This window comes from Ursidibacter sp. B-7004-1, assembly GCF_053654055.1.
Map to the genome: position 1 here is coordinate 1 of NZ_JBSIUP010000010.1, position 20516 is coordinate 20516.

Here is a 20516-nt window from a genome sequence, read left to right on the forward strand (position 1 = left end):
TTGTCATCAGTCTAAGAAAAAATTTTCTTTATCATTGCTTTATACCTATGGAGTATAAAGTCAGTATTCTTAGCTCTTTATCAAAAAAAGTCAATGCCTATGATTTGCTCTTTTAAAAGGAGCAAAAAGTGTTAGATAAAAATCAACAAGTAATGCAGACGATTGGACGTGCGATTGCGAAATATCGGCAAGCCAGTGGTTTAACACAAGCTCAATTAGCGGAAATTTTAGGCATTGGAAATGATGCGGTATCTCGAATGGAACGGGGAACAACAATACCAACAATTACACGTTTACTTGAGTTATCCGAAATCTTTCAATGTGAAATTGCAGATTTGGTCACCGATACAAGCTATCGAGCGATTGATCAGGCGAGAGCTTTAGAGAAGTTATTAGATCAGCTTGAAGATGTGGAGCGAGCGGAGCTATTGTTGTTAATTGAGAAGATGATTGATTGGAAACATAAGGCAAGCTAGGGGTAGGTATAGTGGAGCCAAATTATTCCATTGTAGGGGCGGGTCCTGTGCCCGCCCGAATATTTGATAATGGTAATAATAGAGAACACAATTTAAGCAATGTGTGAATAATCACTCAAATAAATTATTCAATCCAAGTAACAACTTCTTCAAGTGCTTTACGAGCTTTTGGTTTGATTTCTTTCGCTCGGTAGCCAAAGGTTGCCATTACTGAAACACCCCATTCATTTGGGTCAAAAGCCCCCGTTTCTGCCAAAATTTTGTTTACCGCAGCATAATCAAAACCTTCAATTGGGCAGCTGTCAATACCAACTAATGCAGCACCTGTGAGCATATTAGCTAGGGCGATATAAGTTTGTTTGCTTGCCCAGTCAAAGAGTGTTTGTTCGCTTTGTGCAATAGTTGTATCTTCTGTTTGGAACTTGCGGTATTTTTCGAAAGCAAAGGCTTGTTGCTCTTCATTGACTAAACCACGTCTAATCATTGAATCTTTGAGAAACGCAGAGTCATATCGAGCGTTCTTTTTCGCTAGAATGGCAATAACGTGGCTTGCATCATCAATTTGTGTTGCCATTCCCCAGCTAACTGGTTTGAGCTTTTGGCGAAGTTCTTGGTTTTGGATCACTAAGAATTGCCAAGGCTCTGAACCAACAGAGCTTGGTGAGAGTCGTCCAAGTTCTAAAATATAGTTAAAATCTTCAGGGCTAATTTTGCGAGTAGGGTCGTAATTGCGTGTAGATGCACGATAATGAAAACCATCTAATACTTGTTGTGGGGTAATATGTGCCATTAGCTTGTTCCTTTTATGAATAAAAAATTAGGGGTATTTTATAGTGGATTGGAGTAGATAGAAAACAGAAAATAGCGGTAGGATTGGGAAATTTTTTTGTAAATCCTACCGCTTGTGGATAGAAATAACTAGATATTTAGATATTCCATAATGCTTTCTGCTGCATCTCGCCCTTCTGCAATGGCAGTTACAACAAGATCTGAACCACGAGTAATGTCGCCTCCTGCAAAGACTTTCGGGTTTGTGGTTTGCTGTTTTAAAAGACCTTGGGTAGCAATTCTGCCCTTGCTGTCAGTAGATACACCTATATCAGCTAACCAAGGTATTGAATGTGGCGTAAATCCAAATGCGATGATAATTGCATCACAAGGAATAACTTCTTCGCTACCTGCAATAATTTCTGCTTGGCTACGACCATTCGCATCTGCTTTACCCATTTGGGTTTTAGCCACCTTGATGCCAGTTACTTTACCTGTGATGTCAGTTTCAATAGAAACAGGATCTGCTTCGATTTCAATCGGTTGGGCATTAAATTGAAATTCCACGCCTTCTTCTTTAGCATTGCTATATTCTTTTCGGCTACCTGGCATATTCAGGACATCTCGGCGATAAACACAGGTTACTTCGCTTGCACCTTGGCGAACAGAGGTGCGGACGCAGTCCATTGCGGTATCTCCACCACCTAACACAACTACTCGTTTATTTTCCATTGATACATAATCAGGCGCATCAAAGCCTAATAATTGTTGTGTATTTCCAATTAGGAATGGGAGTGCTGAATAAACCCCTTGAGCATTTTCATTTGGAATATTGGCTTTTACGCCTTGATATGTTCCAACAGCAAGAAATACGGCATCGTATTCAGAAATTAAGTCAGTTAATAAGACATCTTTGCCTACATCAACACCTAATTTGAATTTAATTCCCATTTCTTGAAATATTTCACGTCGTCGGCTCATTATCTCTTTTTCTAATTTGAATGACGGAATACCGAATGTCAGTAATCCGCCAATTTCTTGTTGGCGTTCATAAACAACGACATCAACACCATTACGGATCAGAATATCAGCACAGCCAAGCCCTGCAGGGCCAGAACCGATAATGGCAACTTTTTTATGAGCTTTAGGGATATTTTTTACTTGTGGTTTCCACCCCATTTCAAAGGCTTTCTCGGTAATATATTTTTCGACATTACCGATAGTAACCGCCCCAAACTCTGCATTTAAGGTGCAAGAACCTTCACAAAGGCGATCTTGCGGACAAACTCGACCACAGACTTCAGGTAAGCTGTTTGTACTATGTGCTAATTCCGCAGCTTCAATAATTCTTCCTTCGTTGGCAAGTCGTAACCAGTTAGGAATATTATTATGTAATGGGCATTTGTGCTGGCAATAAGGGTTGCCACATTCTAAGCAACGATCTGCTTGTGATGTTGCTTGTGAGTCGCTAAATAGTTGGTAAATTTCTATAAATTCTGTTTTACGAGTATTAAGCGGTATTTTGGCTGGATCGACACGCGGTAGATCGATAAATTGGTAAACATTATTACGGCTCATTTTTTGTCCTTTGGTAATCACTGCTAAAATAGCTCTCAAAAATTAGTATGAGAGCAATAAGTTATTTACTGTATAACTGCACGAAGTTCATTCACTGTACGGCGTTTATGCCCGAGTAGTGCATCAACATCATTTGCTTTTGGTTTCACTAATACAAAGCGAGAAACATAGTTCTCCCAGTTAGCTAAAATGCGTTCACCAACTGCACTATGAGTAAGCTCAACGTGGCGAGAAAGTAAACCTCTCAGATACTCTTGGTGCATTGCAAGATCATTGATAGATAAACCTTCTACTAATTCAGTGTTGATACGGTCCAAGAATTTACCGTCCATATCCAGCACATAGGCAAATCCACCAGTCATTCCTGCACCAAAGTTGATGCCTGTTTTACCTAAAATGGTTACTACGCCACCAGTCATATATTCACAACCGTTATCTCCAATGCCTTCGATGACTGCTAATGCCCCTGAGTTACGAACTGCAAAACGTTCACCTGCACGCCCCGATGCAAACAATTCCCCACCTGTTGCACCATATAAACAAGTATTGCCTGCGATAGTGGCATCTTCTGCTTTAAACGCTACGCCTGTATGTGGTTTGATGACAATACGTCCGCCAGCCATACCTTTACCAACATAGTCGTTTGCATCTCCTGTTAAGGTTAAATTTATTCCCCCTGCAAGCCATACACCAAGGCTTTGCCCTGCTGTACCATTTAGATTGATATTAAATTCTTGTAATGGATTACCACGGTTTCCATAACGGTGGGCAACTAAGCCTGATAGCGTAGCTCCCACTGATCTATCTAAATTACTGATGTCAAAATCTAAATTGACGGATAAGCCACTTTCAAAAGCACTTTGAGCTTGTGCAACAATGGCTTTGTTTAATAAACCTTGGTCAAAGGTTGGATTAGATTGGGTACAAAAACGGCTACTTCCGTTCGGTACTTTCGGTGAGTACAACAATTTGTCTAAATCTAAACCACGCTGTTTATTTGTTTTGCCTTCAATAACTTCTAAAAGATCGGTTCGCCCGATTAAATCAGTTAATTTTTCAACGCCAAGTTGAGCAAGAATTTCTCGTACATCTTGAGCAATAAATTTAAAGTAATTGATAACTTTCTCAGGTAGCCCGTGATAATGCTTATTGCGAAGAGTATCATCTTGAGTCGCAACACCTGTTGCACAGTTATTTAAATGGCAGATGCGTAAATATCGGCAACCTAGTGCGACCATTGGTGCAGTACCAAAACCAAAACTTTCTGCACCTAAAATCGCAGCTTTTACAATATCCAAGCCTGTTTTTAAGCCACCATCAACTTGTAAACGGACTTTATGGCGTAAGTTATTTTCGACTAATGCTTGTTGTGCTTCAGCTAATCCTAGCTCCCAAGGCGAGCCGCAATATTTTACGCTCGTAAGTGGGCTTGCCCCTGTTCCGCCATCATAACCAGCAATCGTAATCAAGTCGGCATAGGCTTTTGCTACCCCTGTTGCAATGGTCCCGACACCAGGTAATGAAACCAGTTTGACTGAAATAAGTGCTTTAGGGTTAATCTGTTTAAGATCAAAGATAAGCTGTGCTAAATCTTCAATCGAATAAATATCGTGATGTGGCGGTGGCGATATTAACGTTGAACCAGGCACTGAATAGCGGAGCTGTGCAATATAAGGCGTTACTTTATCTCCTGGAAGTTGTCCACCTTCACCAGGTTTTGCCCCTTGAGCTACTTTGATTTGAATTACTTCTGCACTCATTAAATAAGCAGGCGTAACACCAAAGCGTCCTGATGCAACTTGCTTTATTTTAGAGACTTTTTCTGTGCCATAGCGTTTTGGATCTTCACCGCCTTCACCTGAGTTAGAGTATCCACCTAATCTATTCATTGCAACAGCAAGGGCTTCGTGAGCATCGGGGCTTAACGCACCAATAGACATAGCAGCACTGTCAAAACGTTTGTATAAATGTTCTGCAGCTTCTACTTTCTCGATGGCGATGCTGTTTCCTGCCTCTGTTTTTAGGCGAAGTAAATCTCGTAAAGTCGTTACTGGACGATTATTGACGACATCTCGGAAAAGTTTGTATTTCTCGTAATCTCCCATATTCACCGCAGCTTGTAAGCTATTCACTACATCTGGGTTATAAGCGTGATATTCGCCTTTCGGTTTATATTTGAGATAGCCACCCATCTCAAGATCTTGGCTAGCTCGCCACGCACGCTTACGACAAGCGGTTAGTTGTTGCTCTAAATCTGCAAAACTTGCACCTTCAATGCGAGAACTCATTCCAGGGAAACAAAGTGATGTGATTTCACTATTTAACCCTACAATCTCAAATAATCTCGAACAACGATAAGACGATACGCAAGAGATCCCCATTTTAGACATAATTTTGTATAGCCCTTTGTTGATACCATTGCGGAAATTCGCGGTTACCGTTCTTAATGGTTTACGAATTGCCCCTGAATGAACCATTTGAGCTAATGTCTCATAGGCTAGATAAGGATATACAGCGGTTGCACCTAATCCGATTAAAACAGCAAAATGATGTGGATTTCGAGCTTCTGCGGTTTCAATGATAATGTTTGTATCACAACGTAAATTTGCTTCCACTAAGCAATTTTGTAATGCACCAACTGCTAATGCACTTGGGATAGGCTGGCGATCTTGGGTTAGATTTCTGTCTGAGAGAATGAGTAAAACAGTGCCTTGTTGAACTAGTTTTTTTGCATTTTCACACAGTTCTTCAAGTGCTTGTTTTAGCCCTTGTTGGTCAGGATTATAAGTAATATCTAAAATAGTGTGTTTATAATGCTCTGACGGTAAACGTAAGATTTGTTGCATATCGGAATAGACTAAAATCGGCGATTTAAAATTCACCCGATGCGACATTCCTTCAGCTTCAAAAAACACACTCATTTCTCGTCCGATACTGGTTGCGAGCGTCATTACGTGAGCTTCACGCAATGGATCAATAGGTGGGTTAGTAACTTGTGCAAAATATTGGCGGAAATAATCAAAGAGCGTACGAGAATTCTCACTTAATACTGCAAAAGGAGTGTCATCACCCATTGAGCCAACCGCTTCTTGCCCACTTTCTCCTAATATACGAATAACATTTTCGAGTTCTTCATTGTCGTATAAAAATTGTTTTTGATAGACTTTTAGCTGTATTTCGTCCATTGATGCTTCACCGACTTCATTTTCAGGTAGCTGCTCAAATGGGATTAAACGTTGCACATTTTTGGTTAGCCATTCACGATAAGGGTGTCTTGCTTTGACTTCATTATCAATTTCAGCAGAATGAACTACTTTCCCCTTTTTCGTATCAATAACTAGTAGCTGTCCTGGCCCCACACGTCCCTTTTCCACAACTTCATCTGGGGCATAATTCCAAATACCAACTTCTGAGGCTATCGTAATTAAACGGTCTTCCGTAATAACATATCGAGCAGGGCGTAAACCATTACGGTCTAAGTTACAGGCAGCATAGCGACCATCGGATAATACAATCCCTGCTGGCCCGTCCCAAGGTTCCATATGCATTGAGTTAAAATCGTAGAAAGCACGCAAATCATCGTCCATATCAGGATTTTGTTGCCAAGCAGGTGGAACAAGCAAACGCATCGCTCTGAAAAGATCCATTCCCCCACTAACAAACAGCTCTAACATATTATCTAACGAGCTAGAATCTGAGCCTGTTTCATTCACAAATGGTGCCGCTGTATATAAATCGGGAATAAGTGGTGTACGATATTTATAGGCTCTTGCTCTTGCCCAAGCTCTGTTGCCAGAGATAGTATTGATCTCTCCATTATGGGCTAAATATCGGAATGGCTGTGCTAATTTCCAACGTGGTTGAGTATTGGTGGAAAAACGTTGATGGAATAGACAGATTGCGGTTTGCATTCGTAGATCTGCTAAATCCAAATAGAATTTAGGCAGATCTTTTGGCATACACAAGCCTTTATATACGATAGTTTGGTTAGAGAAACTACAAATATAAAAATCTGGATGGGTAATACGTTTTTCAATTCGGCGGCGAGCAACAAACAAACGGCGTTGTAAATCTTGCACTCGCCAACCACTTGGGGCATTGATGAAAACCTGTTTGATCGTTGGCATATCTGCAAGGGCTATTTCCCCTAATACAGCAGGATTTATAGGTACATCACGCCAAGCAGGAATACCAAGGGTTTCTTGAGTTAATTCTTCATTGATAATGTCAATATATTCTTTCGCAAGGGCTTCATCTCTAGGTAAGAAAATTTGCCCTACACCAAAAATCTTTGCGAGAGAAAAGCCATTTTCTTCCGCTATGGCACGAAAAAATCCTTCGGGCATCTGTAACGATAAACCACAACCATCGCCTGTTTTACCATCAGATAAAATAGCACCACGATGTTGCATTCGTGATAATCCTAAAATGCCATTACGCACAACTTTGTGGCTTTGGACACCATCAATATTGGCAATTAAACCAAATCCACAGTTTTCTCGCTCAAACGAGCTTTCATAAAGTTTTTTCATAGGTTCCACATCCAAATTTTATATTGTAAAAAAATAATCAAAATGATAGGCTATAAAACATATTAGATTTTTTTATTTAAATCAATAAAAAATCTAATATAAAGTGAAAATTCTTATACAGAAATTGATAATGTTTCTCAATTAAATGATCTGATTAAATAATATCTAATCTAAATTTAGCTAGATTTTAGTAGAAAATTTAGGGAGTATTCTGTTTATTCACCATTTGAATTCCCCTAATGGTAAGGAGTAAACAGTAAGAACGCAATTATATTTTGCAAAAGATAGGTAACAATAAGATTGTTATTATTATTGAATATTTTCTATGTTTTTATAAATTTTATTAGATGATATTTAGTTTCCTAAGAATTTTTACGCTATTTTACTCTGTGGGCTATTAATGTTTCCTTTTTGTGTGATATGTTAGTAGCGTTGCTTTTAAAGCAATAGATTTTGACTTTATTAAGAGGATTGCTATATGTCTAATTCAACCGCGATTGCGAATGTAGCTAAGCTAATTCGTGATAACGATATTAAGTTCGTGCTGCTTAAATTTACTGATATTAAAGGTAAAGAGCACGGTGTTTCTCTCCCTGTTTCCTTAGTTGCAGATGATTTAGAAGATTTGTTTGAAGAAGGAAAAATGTTCGATGGTTCATCTGTTGAAGGTTGGCGAACGATTAACAAAGCCGATATGCTGTTAATGCCAATCCCTGAAACCGCTGCTGTTGATCCTTTCGCTCAAATCCCTACCCTAACTATCCGCTGTAGTATCTACGACCCAAACACAATGCAAAGCTATGATCGTGACCCACGTTCTATCGCAACTCGTGCTGAAAATTATCTAAAATCAACAGGCATTGCTGACAGTGTGTTATTTGGTCCTGAACCTGAATTTTTCTTATTTGATGATGTTCGCTTTGGCGTAGGTATGAATGGCAACTCTTATGAAGTTGATGATATTGAAGCTGCTTGGAATACAAATAAACGTTACGAAGGTGGAAACAATGCTTATCGTCCATTGAAAAAAGGTGGATATTGTGCTGTTGCACCAAACGATACCGCACACGACATTCGTTCTGAAATGTGTTTAATTATGGAAGAATTAGGCTTAGTGATTGAAGCTCACCATCACGAAGTTGCAACCGCAGGTCAAAATGAAATTGCTACCCGTTTTAACAGCCTAACCTTAAAAGCTGATGAAACTCAAATCTATAAATATGTAGTACAAAACGTTGCCGTAGAACACGGTAAAACAGCGTGTTTTATGCCAAAACCAATTACTGGTGATAATGGTTCAGGAATGCACTGTAATATGTCATTAAGCAAAGATGGTAAAAACGTTTTTATGGGGGACAAATACGCAGGTTTATCCGAAACGGCACTTTACTACATCGGCGGTATTATCAAACACGCTAAAGCCCTAAACGCATTTACAAACCCAAGTACAAACTCTTATAAACGTTTAGTACCAGGTTTTGAGGCCCCTGTATTACTCGCTTACTCAGCAAGTAACCGTTCTGCGTCTATCCGTATTCCAGCAGTTACTAGCCCGAAAGCAACGCGTGTTGAAGCTCGTTTCCCAGATCCACTAGCTAACCCATACTTAGCATTTGCGGCATTATTGATGGCTGGTTTAGATGGTGTTATCAATAAAATCCACCCAGGTGATGCAATGGATAAAAACCTGTATGACTTACCACCAGAAGAGTTACAAGGTATTCCAGCGGTATCAAGCTCACTAGAAGAAGCATTAAGTAATCTTGCTGAAGATTACGAATTCTTAACTCAAGGTGGCGTATTTACCAAAGACTTCATCGAAACATATATTGAAATGAAACGTAAAGAAGTTGAGCGTTTAAATATGACTCCACACCCAGTGGAATTTGAGATGTATTATGCATAGTCTCGTATAATTCCATATTACTTACCTTCCCCGTCGTAAGAGACGGGGATTCTTAGGTGCAAAAATTTGCAACAATCTCACCGCTTGATCTGTTATTTTATCCAGTTTTCCGCTATGCTAACGGCTTTTAAATTCAGCAATAAAGATAATGATCGGCAGACTTCACGGAAAAATTCTCGAAAAATCTCCACCTGAAATGGTGCTTGATGTACAAGGCGTAGGCTATGAAATTTTGCTACCTATGACCAGTTTTTATAATCTTGGCCAAGTTGGCGAAGAGGCCACTATTTTTACCCACCTCGTTGTGCGAGAAGATGCTCACTTACTTTTTGGTTTTGCTCAAAAGCAAGATCGCACGCTCTTTCGTGAGTTAATTAAAACCAATGGTGTTGGCCCTAAACTTGCCCTTGCTATTCTTTCTGCAATGTCTGTCTCACAATTTGCCACTGCCGTAGAGCAAGAAGAACTCGCAAAATTAACCAAAATCCCCGGTATTGGGCGTAAAACTGCTGAACGTTTATTGGTTGAGCTGAAAGGTAAATTTAAAGGTATGGAGCAGAGCGATTTCTTTGCTGAACAACCAGCTCATCAAATTATCGCAAGTGATAAAGCCGATCCAGCCGATGAAGCTCGTGATGCGTTAATTGCCTTAGGTTATAAACCACAAGATGCAGAGAAGATGATTAAGAAAGTCAATAAAGCTGATGCAACAAGTGAACAGCTTATTCGAGAAGCCTTGAAAAATTCATTATGATAGAAGCCGATAGAATTATAAGTGCCACGCCAAAGCGTGAAGAGGAAGCCATTGATCGAGCTATTCGACCTAAAATGCTGACGGATTATGTAGGGCAGCCTTCAGTGCGTGAGCAAATGGAAATTTTTATTAAAGCGGCTAAATTGCGTAATGATGCGTTAGATCATCTGTTAATTTTTGGTCCACCAGGGCTAGGAAAAACAACGTTGGCTAACATTGTCGCCAATGAAATGGGCGTAAACATTCGTACGACATCAGGTCCTGTGCTTGAAAAAGCAGGTGATCTTGCTGCAATGCTAACTAATTTAGAGCCTTATGATGTGTTATTTATTGACGAAATTCACCGCTTATCCCCTGCGATAGAAGAAGTTTTATATCCTGCAATGGAAGATTACCAACTGGATATTATGATTGGTGAAGGCCCAGCAGCTCGTTCAATTAAATTAGATCTTCCGCCTTTTACCCTTGTTGGAGCAACCACTCGAGCAGGCTCTCTCACTTCACCATTGCGAGATCGTTTTGGCATTGTGCAACGCTTGGAATTTTATTCAGTTGAAGATCTGACTTCTATTGTTAGCCGAAGTGCCAGCTGTTTAAATCTCAACTTATCGCAAGATGGGGCTTTTGAAATTGCCCGTCGCTCAAGGGGAACGCCAAGAATTGCAAACCGCTTACTTCGCCGAGTGCGAGATTTTGCGGACGTTCGCAATAAGGGGATTATTTCATCAGAAATTGCCAAACAAGCCTTAACGATGCTAGATGTTGATCCTGAAGGGTTTGATTTTATGGACAGAAAATTATTATCCGCCGTATTAGAACGCTTTGATGGTGGGCCTGTTGGGTTAGATAATCTCGCTGCTGCTATTGGCGAAGAACGGGATACTATTGAAGATGTGCTAGAGCCTTACCTTATTCAACAAGGATTTTTACAACGCACACCAAGGGGAAGAATAGCAACATCACGCACTTATGCTCACTTCGGAATGACCAAATTTGAATAGCGATAAGCGGTCTGTTTAACAAAATCTTTTGCAAGATTTTTAGAAAAACAGACCGCTTGTTTTTTAGGCTTGAGTGATTAAATTTCGTGATGTAATTCGCATAACCAAAAATTACTTAACTTTAAGATTAACAAAAACTTTACAAAAGTCATTTTTTAAGATACTAATTACAGGAATTAGTTAAATTAATCCAATCAGGAGAATTTTTATGCAAACAACATTCGCTCGTTCTTTACTTGCTTCAGCAGTTGCGTTGGGGCTTTCAGTTTCTGCTTTTGCTGCAAAAGTACCAGAAGGGACACAACTTGCAGAAAAACAAGAAGTTGTCATCAATAACAGTGCTGAGCCTCAAAGCTTTGACCCACATAAAACTGAAGGTGTGCCAGAATCACAAGTAGTTTATCAATTACTTGAAGGTTTAGTGACTAAAGATAGCGATGGCAATATTATTCCTGGTATTGCGGTTTCTTGGGAAAGTACTCCTGATTTTAAAGTATGGACGTTTAAACTTCGCCCAGAAGCTAAGTGGTCAAACGGTGATCCTGTTACTGCTCACGACTTTGTTTACTCTTGGCAGCGTTTAGCTAACCCAACTACTGCCTCACCTTATGCGAGTTATTTAGACTACTTACAAGTTGAAAATGCACAAGCGGTGATTGAAGGTAAGAAAAAACCAGAAGAACTCGGTTTAAAAGCTGTTGATGATTACACTTTCCAAGTTACATTAAGTAACCCTGTTCCTTATTTAGTGGGAATGACAACTCACCAATCAATGTTACCTGTACCACAAAAAGTGGTTGAAAAGTTAGGTGATGCGTGGGTGAAAAAAGAAAACTATGTAGGAAATGGTGCTTATAAATTAGCAGATCACGTTATCAATGAGAAAATTGTATTTGAACGTAGCCCAAGCTACTGGAATGATAAAGAAACCGTCATCAATAAAGCCACTTTCTTAGCGGTTGTAAGCTCAAATACTGATGTTCAACGTTATCGTGCGGGCGAAATTGATATTACAAACTATGGTTTACCGCCAGAGCAATTCCCTAAATTAAAAGCAGAATTACCAAACGAATTATTTGTTACAAAAACGCTTGCGACTTATATGTATGAAATCAACAATAAGAAAGCTCCTTTTGATAATGTAAAAGTTCGTGAAGCATTAAACCTTGCTTTAGATCGTAATGTGATTACAGATAAAGTATTGGCACAAGGTCAAGAAGCAACTTATGTGTTTACGCCAACCTATATTTCTGAAGGTGGACAAATTCAACAACCTGAATATTCTAAACAGCCAATGAATGAACGTAATGAAAAAGCGATCAAATTATTAGAAGAAGCAGGTTATAGCAAATCAAATCCACTTAAATTTACTATTCTCTATAACACAAATGAAAACCACAAGAAAATTGCAATTGCTGCCGCTTCTATTTGGAAATCAAATACAAAAGGCTTAATTGATGTGAAATTAGAGAACCAAGAGTGGAAAACGTATATCGATAGTCGCCGTCAAGGGAACTACGATATTGCTCGTGCAGGTTGGAGCGGTGATTATGACCAAGCAACCACATTCGTAAACTACTTCTTATCAACATCTAGTAACAATACTGGTTTCTATAAGAGTGCAGAGTATGACAACGCAGTGGCAGAGTCTTATAAAGCGACAGATGCAGCAGGTCGTGAAGCCGCTTATGCTAAAGCTGAAGCGATCTTAGCTAAAGATGCAGCTGTTATTCCTGTTTATAACTATGTTAATACACGTTTAGTGAAACCTTATGTGAAAGGTTATTCAGGTAAAGATGCACAAGATCATATCTATCTCAGAAACCTCTATCTCATTAAGCAATAATTGATGTAAAGCGGTAGGATAACTTTTAAAATTTGTAAATTTTTTAAGTAATCTTACCGCTTATTTTTATTTTACCGAACGGATTGGAGTATTTACCAATGTTGAAATTTATTTTGAAAAGGATTATGGAAGCGATTCCAACGCTTTTTCTCCTTATTACCCTTTCTTTCTTTTTAATGCGATTAGCACCAGGTAGCCCATTTACTTCTGAACGTGCTTATTCCCCTGAAGTTATGGCAAATATTGAAGCCAAATATCATCTAAATGAGCCGTTATATAAACAGTATTTCATTTACTTGAAAGATCTCTCTCAAGGTGATTTTGGGCCTTCATTCAAATATAAAGATCAAACGGTGAATGATCTAATTGCGTCTGCTTTCCCTGTCTCATTCAAATTAGGTATTATTGCATTCTGTTTTGCGGTAACCATTGGCTTATTAGCAGGTACAGTAGCAGCGTTGAAACAAAATAGTAGGTGGGATTACATCATAATGTCCTTTGCGATGACTGGGGTGATTATGCCAAGTTTTGTATTCGCTCCATTACTCGTCCTTTTCTTTGCTATTTATTTAAAATGGCTACCTGCAGGTGGCTGGAACGGTGGGCAGATCTATTATATGGTATTGCCTGTTCTCTCTTTAACAATCGGTTATGTGGCAGGGATTGCGCGTATTACTCGTGGTTCAATGATTGAAGTGCTTCACTCAAACTTTATTCGTACCGCAATCGCTAAAGGTTTGCCTATGAATAAAATCATTTTCAAACACGCATTACGCCCAGCACTATTACCTGTTATTACTTATTTAGGCCCAGCCTTTGTGGGAATTATTACAGGCTCAATGGTAATTGAAAGCGTGTTCGGTTTACCTGGTATTGGGCAACTTTTCGTAAACGGTGCATTAAACCGTGACTACTCACTAGTATTAAGTTTAACCATTATGGTTGGCTCATTAACTATCTTATTTAATGCTATTGTCGATATTCTCTATGCAGTTATCGATCCGAAGATTCGTTATTCATAAGGAGTGTGAGATGTTAGCAAATAAAAAGAATCAAGAACTTGCAGATAAATTAGTTCAACAATCTACCGAAGCGGTTATTGAAGGTCGTAGCTTATGGCAAGATGCTCGCCGCCGTTTCTTCCGTAATAAAGCAGCGGTAGCTAGCCTTATTATTTTATTTTTCATTGTGCTATTTATTACTTTTGCACCAATGTTAATGCCGTTCTCTTTTGACGAAACAGACTGGAATATGATGAGTGCACCGCCAAGTATTGAATCTCAGCACTATTTAGGGACGGACGCTTCAGGGCGTGATTTGCTCGTTCGTATTGCAATGGGCGGGCGAATTTCGTTAATGGTTGGAATTGCAGGTGCATTTATTGCCGTTATTATCGGTACAATTTATGGGGCAATTTCTGGCTATGTAGGCGGCAAAGTGGATATGGTAATGATGCGTTTACTTGAAATTTTAAGCTCGTTCCCATTTATGTTCTTCGTTATTTTGTTAGTTACGTTCTTCGGGCAAAATATTTTGTTAATTTTTGTGGCTATTGGAATGATTGCGTGGCTTAGCCTTGCTCGTATTGTTCGTGGGCAAACACTCAGCTTAAAAAATAAAGAGTTTATTGAAGCGGCAATTGTTTGTGGCGTACCGAAACGCCAAATTATTTGGAAACATATTATTCCAAATGTATTAGGTATTGTTGTGGTTTATGCCTCTTTAGAAGTACCATCATTGATTTTATTTGAGTCATTTTTGAGTTTCTTAGGGTTAGGAACACAAGAGCCAATGAGTAGCTGGGGGGCATTGTTGAGTGATGGTGCCGCCCAAATGGAAACATCGCCTTGGCTATTAGCTTTCCCTGCATTTTTCCTTTGCTTAACGCTGTTCTGCTTTAACTTTATTGGCGATGGCTTGCGTGATGCATTCGATCCGAAAGACAAATAAGGTGTAACGAAATGAAATTATTAGAAGTAAAAAATTTAGACGTATATCTTAAAACAGATGAAGAATTGGTTCACGCTGTTCGTAATATTTCTTTTGGTGTCGAAAAAGGGCAAACACTCGCTATCGTGGGCGAGTCAGGTTCAGGTAAATCTGTAACATCAATGTCGATTATGCAGTTGTTACCAAAAAATATCGTTACCTACGGTGAAAATTCATCAATCGTTTTTGAAGATAAAGAAATTCTACGTCTATCTGAAAAAGAGATGAGAACATTGCGTGGTGATCGCATTGGTATGATTTTCCAAGAACCAATGACTTCTCTAAATCCTTATTTACCGATTGGTGAACAAGTTGCTGAAGCAATGAGTACCCATCATCAAGGAATGAGTAAAGATGAAGCACATAAACACGCATTAGAAATGCTTGAAAAAGTTAAAATTCCTGATGCAGCGAAAAAAATGAAGTGCTATCCGCACGAATTTTCAGGCGGACAATTACAACGTATTATGATCGCAATGGCAATTATCAATAAGCCAGATTTATTGATTGCTGACGAGCCGACTACTGCACTAGATGTTACTACCCAAGCTGAAATTCTTGATTTAATGCACGATTTACAAGCAGATATGGGTATGGCAATTATTCTAATTTCACACGATTTACGTCTAGTACAAAAATATAGTGATTATGTGTGTGTAATGCAGAATGGGGAAATTATTGAGCGTGGTGATACGCAACAAGTATTCAATAATCCGCAGCACCCTTATACTGTTGAATTATTAACGCCAATCCCAGCAAATCTTAAACAGCCACTTGATGAAAATACTAAAGTATTGATCAACGCTGAAAATGTTTTTGTTGATTACGTTTTAAAACGTTCTCTATTTGGTAAACCGAAAAAAGTCTTTACTGCCGTTAAAGATATTTCACTTAATCTAAAAGTAGGTGAAACATTAGGGATTGTGGGTGAATCGGGTTCGGGTAAATCAACACTTGGGCGAGCGATTATGCAAATTTTAGGCTATCGTGGAAAAATTGCGTTTGCAGACCAAGATATTGCGGCACTATCAGCGGAAGAACGTAAAGCATTGAAGAAAGATATGCAAATGGTATTCCAAGATCCATTTAACTCTCTTTCCCCTCGTTTAACCGTTGGTGAAATTATTGGCGAAGGTTTGTTAGTGCATTATCCACAAATGAGCAAAGAGCAGCGTCGTGAAAAAGTAATGAAAACCCTTGAAGAAGTAAACTTATCTCCTTCAATGATTAACCGTTATCCACACGAATTTTCAGGTGGGCAGCGTCAGCGTATTGCAATTGCTCGTGCGATTATTTTAGAGCCAAAGTTTGTCTTACTTGATGAACCAACTTCCGCCCTTGACCGCTCAACGCAAATTACAGTAGTTGAATTGCTTAATAATTTACAGAAAAAATATGGCTTGAGTTACATCTTCATTAGCCACGACTTATCGGTGGTAAGAGCATTAAGCGATCGTGTGATTGTAATGAGTAAAGGGAATGTAGTAGAAGCGGGGGATTCAAAACAAATTTTTGAACAACCACAAGACGCTTATACTAAACGCCTAATTGAGGCATCTAATTTATAGGTGTAATGAATAGCACTACTTTACCCATTACACTGTTTGTATATGGGAGAGTAAATTGGGTATTATGCAGTCGTATAAAACTCATTTTAATAAAATTTGCCTGTGTTTGATGGTTTTCTTTAGCGATATACCATAACAAGGACAAGAATGGCTCGTATTTTAGGACGTACAGTAACAAAAAAACCACCTTCTCTTACGATTAGGTGGTTTTTTTATCAGCTTAATTTAACTTTTACGCTTTTGCTTGAGCACGTTTACCCAAAATAACCGTAATAGTAAAGGCTAATGCTGCTGAAATTGCCATTCCCACACAATACATACCTAAACTTTCAGGTTTAATTGATGGAATACCTGGTAAACCTGCCGCACCTAATGCGATTGCTTTTACATTGAAGAAAGCGATAAAGGCACTTGATACACCAGCTCCGATCATTGCTGCGATGAATGGGTAACGGAAGCGTAAGTTTACACCGAACATTGCTGGTTCGGTAATACCAAGTAAAGCAGAGATACCAGAAGGCACTGCGATACCACGCGTTTTCGCATCTTTCATTACAAATGCCGCTCCTAAACAAGCTGCACCCTGTGCTACGTTTGACATTGCAGCGATTGGGAAGATGAAAGTACCACCAGTGTTTGCCACTTCTGCTAATAATTGCGTTTCTACTGCGATGAAGGTTTGGTGCATACCTGTGATAACAATCGGTGCATAGAAAGTACCGAAGATTGCCCCACCGATGAAACCTAAACTATCATATAACCAAGTTAATCCTGCACTAATCAATGAACCAGCTTCACGACCTAAAGGCCCGATTACAGTAAATGCTAAGAATCCTGCGATAAATAACGAGAATAACGGAGTAATTAAGTTATCTAAGAAAGAAGGGACAATTTTGCGGAAACCTTTCTCTAAGGTTGCCAATACCCACGCAGAAACTAAGGTTGGAATAACAGTACCTTGATAGCCAACTTTCTCAATTTCTAGACCAAGTACATTCCAGTATTGAATATTGCCGTTAGCCAGTGTAAGAGCATAGTTCCAGCCATCTGCTAATGCAGGGTGAACTAATAACATACCCAATGCAGCCCCTAAGAATGGGTTACCGCCAAATTTACGAGTTGCCGAGAAGCCAAGTAATACAGGTAAGAACACAAAAGGTGCGTTAGCAAAGGTGTTCATTAGATCGACTAGATCCGCAATACCCGGATACATATCGACAACATTAACCCCTTCAGCAAAGAACCCTTTTGCCGTTAGCATTGAGTGAATACCCATTAGCAAACCGCCTGCAACGATTGCAGGGATAATCGGAACAAAGATGTCAGCTAACCCTTTAACTGCACGTTGTAATGGATTTTGTTTTTCTGCTCCAGCACTAGCAACTTCCGAAGTTGTCATATCGCCGATACCAAGAATTTTAGTTAATTCTGCGTGTACTTTGTTTACTGTGCCTGAACCGAAAATAATTTGATATTGCCCTGCTACTGAAAACTGACCTTTTACGCCATCAATATTTTCAATACCTTCTTTATCAATAAGATTTTCGTCTTTTACAACCATACGTAAACGGGTTGCACAATGTGCCGCCGCTGAAATATTTTCTTTGCCACCAAGTTTATCTATCACTTGCTGAGCAATTTGAGGGAAGTTCATAGTTACCACCTATTTGAGTGTTGAATATAAAAATTAATCGTGTACATTCTAAACTAAAACGTTTTAGCTTAAAAAGCAAAATTTGCTAAAACGTTTTAGTTTTGTAACCTAGATCACATTTTTAGCAAATTTAGCAAAAATAATAGAGATGTCAGAGAAAAATAAAGCGGTTAGATCTGCAAAAAATATCGCATATCTAACCGCTTAAGAATGAATAGACGCTGAATTAATAGCTAGAATTTACAATAACTTCTTCGCCATAACCTCCCGCTTGTGGGAAAGGTGTATAGGTTGAATTTGTTGCTCGTAATACTCGGATACCACGAATACCTGCTTCTTTAGCAGCAAGAATATCATCATCACTATCGCCATAATGTAGCTGTACATTATGTTTTAAAATACCTGCTGCTTTATTATATTTGGTTTTCAACTGTTCTTGACCGTGTCCGCCCATAAAATTAACAGGCTGCATATTTTTTACCTTAAATGTTTTCTCTAACAATGGGGTAACCTGATCATCTTTACCTGCTGTACGCCCAGTAATAAAGAAGATTTGATCGCCACGCTCTTGGTGCATATCAATCAGCTCTTTTGCAACCAGTTTTGGAATAGAGTATTTATCGCAACCTGCATTGATCTCGTCCCAGAAATCTTGATTTTTCAGATAACTATAATCATTTGGCGAATACTTCTCTTTACCGTAGTAGAAACAACCACTACTCGCTAATACCGTATCATCGATATCAAAGCTAACATTCATTGGTGGCTTATCTTTCAAACTTTCTTTAATTTGTGCAATTGAAACCCAGTGGATCGGTGCTTGTTGCTCTTCTGCTTGTCTTGTACTAAACCCTGCTTGAGTATAAGGTTCTTTCGGGGCTGTTTGTGCAGAAACCGCCATCACTAACCCAAGAATAGTTGCCATTGTCGTTTTGGTAAGTAATTTCATTGTAAACTCCGAATAGTTAAGTCAAGGGTGGCTATTCTAATCAGCCTATTTTTCCTTCTCAATGAATAATTATCAGTTTCTTTGATTTAGTTAAAACTAATCAAAATAATTAAATGTAAAATAGCGTCAGTTTTTTAATTTTAACGAGGTCAATATGCTCTATTTTGAGTTTTTGTTATTACTTGCATTTTTATATGCAGGTAGCCGCTATGGCGGTATTGGTTTAGGAGTGGTATCTGGAATTGGTTTAGTTGTAGAAGTTTTTATCCTTCGAATGCCTGTCGGAAAAGCACCTATTGATGTAATGCTGATTATTTTAGCCGTTGTAACCTGTGCATCTATTTTAGAAGCAGCAGGAGGCTTGAAATTTATGTTACAGGTGGCAGAAAAAATTCTGCGTAAAAATCCTAAACGTGTAACATTACTTGGGCCATTAGTTACTTATGTAATGACATTTATGCTTGGAACGGGTCATTCTGTCTATTCTGTAATGCCGATTATCGCTGATGTTGCCCTTAAAAATAACATTCGTCCAGAACGCCCAATGGCAGCTGCTTCTGTCGCATCGCAATTAGCGATCACATCAAGCCCACTTTCTGCGGCAGTGGTATTTTATCTTGCAAAAATCTCCGCTTTACCTGGCTTTGAACACGTTACCCTATTAAGCATTATTGCTGTTACTGTGCCAGCGACTTTTGCAGGTACTGTGGCTCTTTCGCTTTATAGCTTACGTCGTGGTAAAGAGTTAGAAGACGATCCTGAATATCAACGCCGTTTACAAGATCCTATTTGGCGTGAGCGTATTCTAAGTACCACAAGTACAACCTTAAATGATGCATTACCGCCTAATGCTAAAAAAGCTGTTTACTTATTCCTGCTCTCGCTAGTTGCAATCGTAGTTATTGCTATGCTCCCTGAAATTCGCACAATTGGAGAAGGGGATAAAATCAAACCAATTTCAATGTCATTGATTATTCAAATGATGATGCTCTGCTTTGGTGGGATCATTTTACTTGCGACTAAAACTAACCCACAAACCGTACCAAACGGCGTGGTATTTAAATCTGGAATGGTTGCAGCGATTGCCATTTTCGGGATCGCGTGGATGAGCGATACTTACTTCCAATATGCAATGCCACAATTCAAAGCTGGCATTACAGGTATGGTTGAAGCCTATCCTTGGACATTCGCTCTTGCACTCTTTGCGGTATCTGTGGTGATCAATAGCCAAGCTGCTACCGCAGTAATGATGTTACCTGTGGGTATTGGATTAGGCTTGCCTGCACCATTATTGATTGGTTTAATGCCAGCAACCTATGCTTACTTCTTTATCCCGAACTATCCGTCTGATATTGCCACAGTAAACTTTGACGTAACAGGTACAACCAAAATTGGTAAATACTACTTCAACCACAGTTTTATGATGCCTGGTTTAATTGGTGTTGTCGTGGCTTGCTTAGTGGGTATTGCCGTTGCAGAGATTGTGATTTAATGA

The 20516-nt window shown here is 39.1% G+C and carries 14 protein-coding genes; 9 read left to right on the forward strand and 5 right to left on the reverse strand.

The window, feature by feature from the left end; all coding sequences use genetic code 11:
* The first annotated feature begins 128 nt into the window (after positions 1-128).
* Entirely contained in the window at positions 129-476 is a 348-nt protein-coding gene (locus ACWIW0_RS04735) for a helix-turn-helix domain-containing protein (RefSeq protein ID WP_454452412.1), read from the forward strand.
* Between the two features lie 124 nt (positions 477-600).
* Here ACWIW0_RS04735 and ACWIW0_RS04740 read toward each other — a convergent pair whose 3' ends face one another.
* The 3 genes from ACWIW0_RS04740 to gltB form a co-directional block, all read right to left on the reverse strand.
* Positions 601-1266, reverse strand: coding sequence for an NAD(P)H-dependent oxidoreductase (locus ACWIW0_RS04740; protein ID WP_454452413.1), 666 nt, complete (start codon positions 1264-1266; stop codon positions 601-603).
* A 128-nt stretch (positions 1267-1394) separates the two neighbouring features.
* Complete coding sequence (locus tag ACWIW0_RS04745; RefSeq protein WP_454452414.1) at positions 1395-2822, reverse strand: FAD-dependent oxidoreductase; 1428 nt, start codon at positions 2820-2822, stop codon at positions 1395-1397.
* A 65-nt stretch (positions 2823-2887) separates the two neighbouring features.
* The gene (gltB, locus tag ACWIW0_RS04750; protein WP_454452415.1) at positions 2888-7354 is read right to left on the reverse strand and encodes a glutamate synthase large subunit; all 4467 of its coding nucleotides are present in this window, start codon (positions 7352-7354) and stop codon (positions 2888-2890) included.
* Positions 7355-7832: 478 nt separating this feature from the next.
* Here gltB and glnA point away from each other — a divergent pair, with 478 nt between their 5' ends.
* From glnA to ACWIW0_RS04785, 7 genes are all read left to right on the forward strand, one after another.
* Positions 7833-9260 carry a type I glutamate--ammonia ligase gene (gene glnA, locus ACWIW0_RS04755; protein WP_454452416.1) on the forward strand — a complete coding sequence of 476 codons (1428 nt, stop codon included), beginning with the start codon at positions 7833-7835 and terminating at the stop codon, positions 9258-9260.
* Between the two features lie 148 nt (positions 9261-9408).
* On the forward strand, positions 9409-10014 hold the full coding sequence (ruvA, locus tag ACWIW0_RS04760; protein WP_454452417.1) for a Holliday junction branch migration protein RuvA: 606 nt from the start codon (positions 9409-9411) through the stop codon (positions 10012-10014).
* Positions 10011-11015, forward strand: a complete 1005-nt coding sequence (gene ruvB / locus ACWIW0_RS04765) for a Holliday junction branch migration DNA helicase RuvB (protein WP_454452418.1) — start codon at positions 10011-10013, stop codon at positions 11013-11015. The genes ruvA and ruvB overlap by 4 nt, the downstream gene beginning before the upstream one ends.
* Positions 11016-11223: 208 nt before the next feature.
* Entirely contained in the window at positions 11224-12861 is a 1638-nt protein-coding gene (locus ACWIW0_RS04770) for an ABC transporter substrate-binding protein (RefSeq protein WP_157394982.1), read from the forward strand.
* Positions 12862-12959: 98 nt separating this feature from the next.
* Positions 12960-13883: an oligopeptide ABC transporter permease OppB gene (gene oppB, locus ACWIW0_RS04775; RefSeq protein ID WP_157394983.1), complete on the forward strand. Its 924-nt coding sequence runs from the start codon at positions 12960-12962 to the stop codon at positions 13881-13883.
* Positions 13884-13893: 10 nt separating this feature from the next.
* A complete protein-coding gene (oppC, locus tag ACWIW0_RS04780) occupies positions 13894-14811 on the forward strand; it encodes an oligopeptide ABC transporter permease OppC (protein WP_157394984.1) in 918 nt (305 codons plus the stop codon).
* 11 nt (positions 14812-14822) lie between these two features.
* Positions 14823-16418, forward strand: coding sequence for an ABC transporter ATP-binding protein (locus ACWIW0_RS04785; RefSeq protein ID WP_157394985.1), 1596 nt, complete (start codon positions 14823-14825; stop codon positions 16416-16418).
* 232 nt (positions 16419-16650) lie between these two features.
* Here the strand turns inward: ACWIW0_RS04785 and ACWIW0_RS04790 are convergent, their stop codons facing one another.
* Both ACWIW0_RS04790 and aphA read right to left on the reverse strand, forming a co-directional pair.
* Entirely contained in the window at positions 16651-18072 is a 1422-nt protein-coding gene (locus ACWIW0_RS04790; RefSeq protein ID WP_454447043.1) for a sucrose-specific PTS transporter subunit IIBC, read from the reverse strand.
* A gap of 226 nt (positions 18073-18298) precedes the next feature.
* Positions 18299-19021 (reverse strand): acid phosphatase AphA, encoded by a 723-nt coding sequence (gene aphA / locus ACWIW0_RS04795; protein WP_454452419.1) that lies wholly within the window; start codon positions 19019-19021, stop codon positions 18299-18301.
* A gap of 154 nt (positions 19022-19175) precedes the next feature.
* Here aphA and ACWIW0_RS04800 point away from each other — a divergent pair, with 154 nt between their 5' ends.
* Positions 19176-20513, forward strand: a complete 1338-nt coding sequence (locus ACWIW0_RS04800) for an anaerobic C4-dicarboxylate transporter (RefSeq protein ID WP_454452420.1) — start codon at positions 19176-19178, stop codon at positions 20511-20513.
* The last annotated feature ends 3 nt before the right edge of the window (positions 20514-20516 follow it).

Coding starts and splice junctions, on each gene's coding strand:
- gltB (WP_454452415.1), bottom strand. CDS start 7,354: ATGAAAAAACTTTATGAAAGCTCGTTTGAGCGAGAAAACTGTGGATTT.
- oppB (WP_157394983.1), top strand. CDS start 12,960: ATGTTGAAATTTATTTTGAAAAGGATTATGGAAGCGATTCCAACGCTT.
- ACWIW0_RS04770 (WP_157394982.1), top strand. CDS start 11,224: ATGCAAACAACATTCGCTCGTTCTTTACTTGCTTCAGCAGTTGCGTTG.
- ACWIW0_RS04790 (WP_454447043.1), bottom strand. CDS start 18,072: ATGAACTTCCCTCAAATTGCTCAGCAAGTGATAGATAAACTTGGTGGC.
- glnA (WP_454452416.1), top strand. CDS start 7,833: ATGTCTAATTCAACCGCGATTGCGAATGTAGCTAAGCTAATTCGTGAT.
- ACWIW0_RS04785 (WP_157394985.1), top strand. CDS start 14,823: ATGAAATTATTAGAAGTAAAAAATTTAGACGTATATCTTAAAACAGAT.
- aphA (WP_454452419.1), bottom strand. CDS start 19,021: ATGAAATTACTTACCAAAACGACAATGGCAACTATTCTTGGGTTAGTG.
- ruvA (WP_454452417.1), top strand. CDS start 9,409: ATGATCGGCAGACTTCACGGAAAAATTCTCGAAAAATCTCCACCTGAA.
- ACWIW0_RS04745 (WP_454452414.1), bottom strand. CDS start 2,822: ATGAGCCGTAATAATGTTTACCAATTTATCGATCTACCGCGTGTCGAT.
- ACWIW0_RS04800 (WP_454452420.1), top strand. CDS start 19,176: ATGCTCTATTTTGAGTTTTTGTTATTACTTGCATTTTTATATGCAGGT.
- ruvB (WP_454452418.1), top strand. CDS start 10,011: ATGATAGAAGCCGATAGAATTATAAGTGCCACGCCAAAGCGTGAAGAG.
- ACWIW0_RS04740 (WP_454452413.1), bottom strand. CDS start 1,266: ATGGCACATATTACCCCACAACAAGTATTAGATGGTTTTCATTATCGT.
- oppC (WP_157394984.1), top strand. CDS start 13,894: ATGTTAGCAAATAAAAAGAATCAAGAACTTGCAGATAAATTAGTTCAA.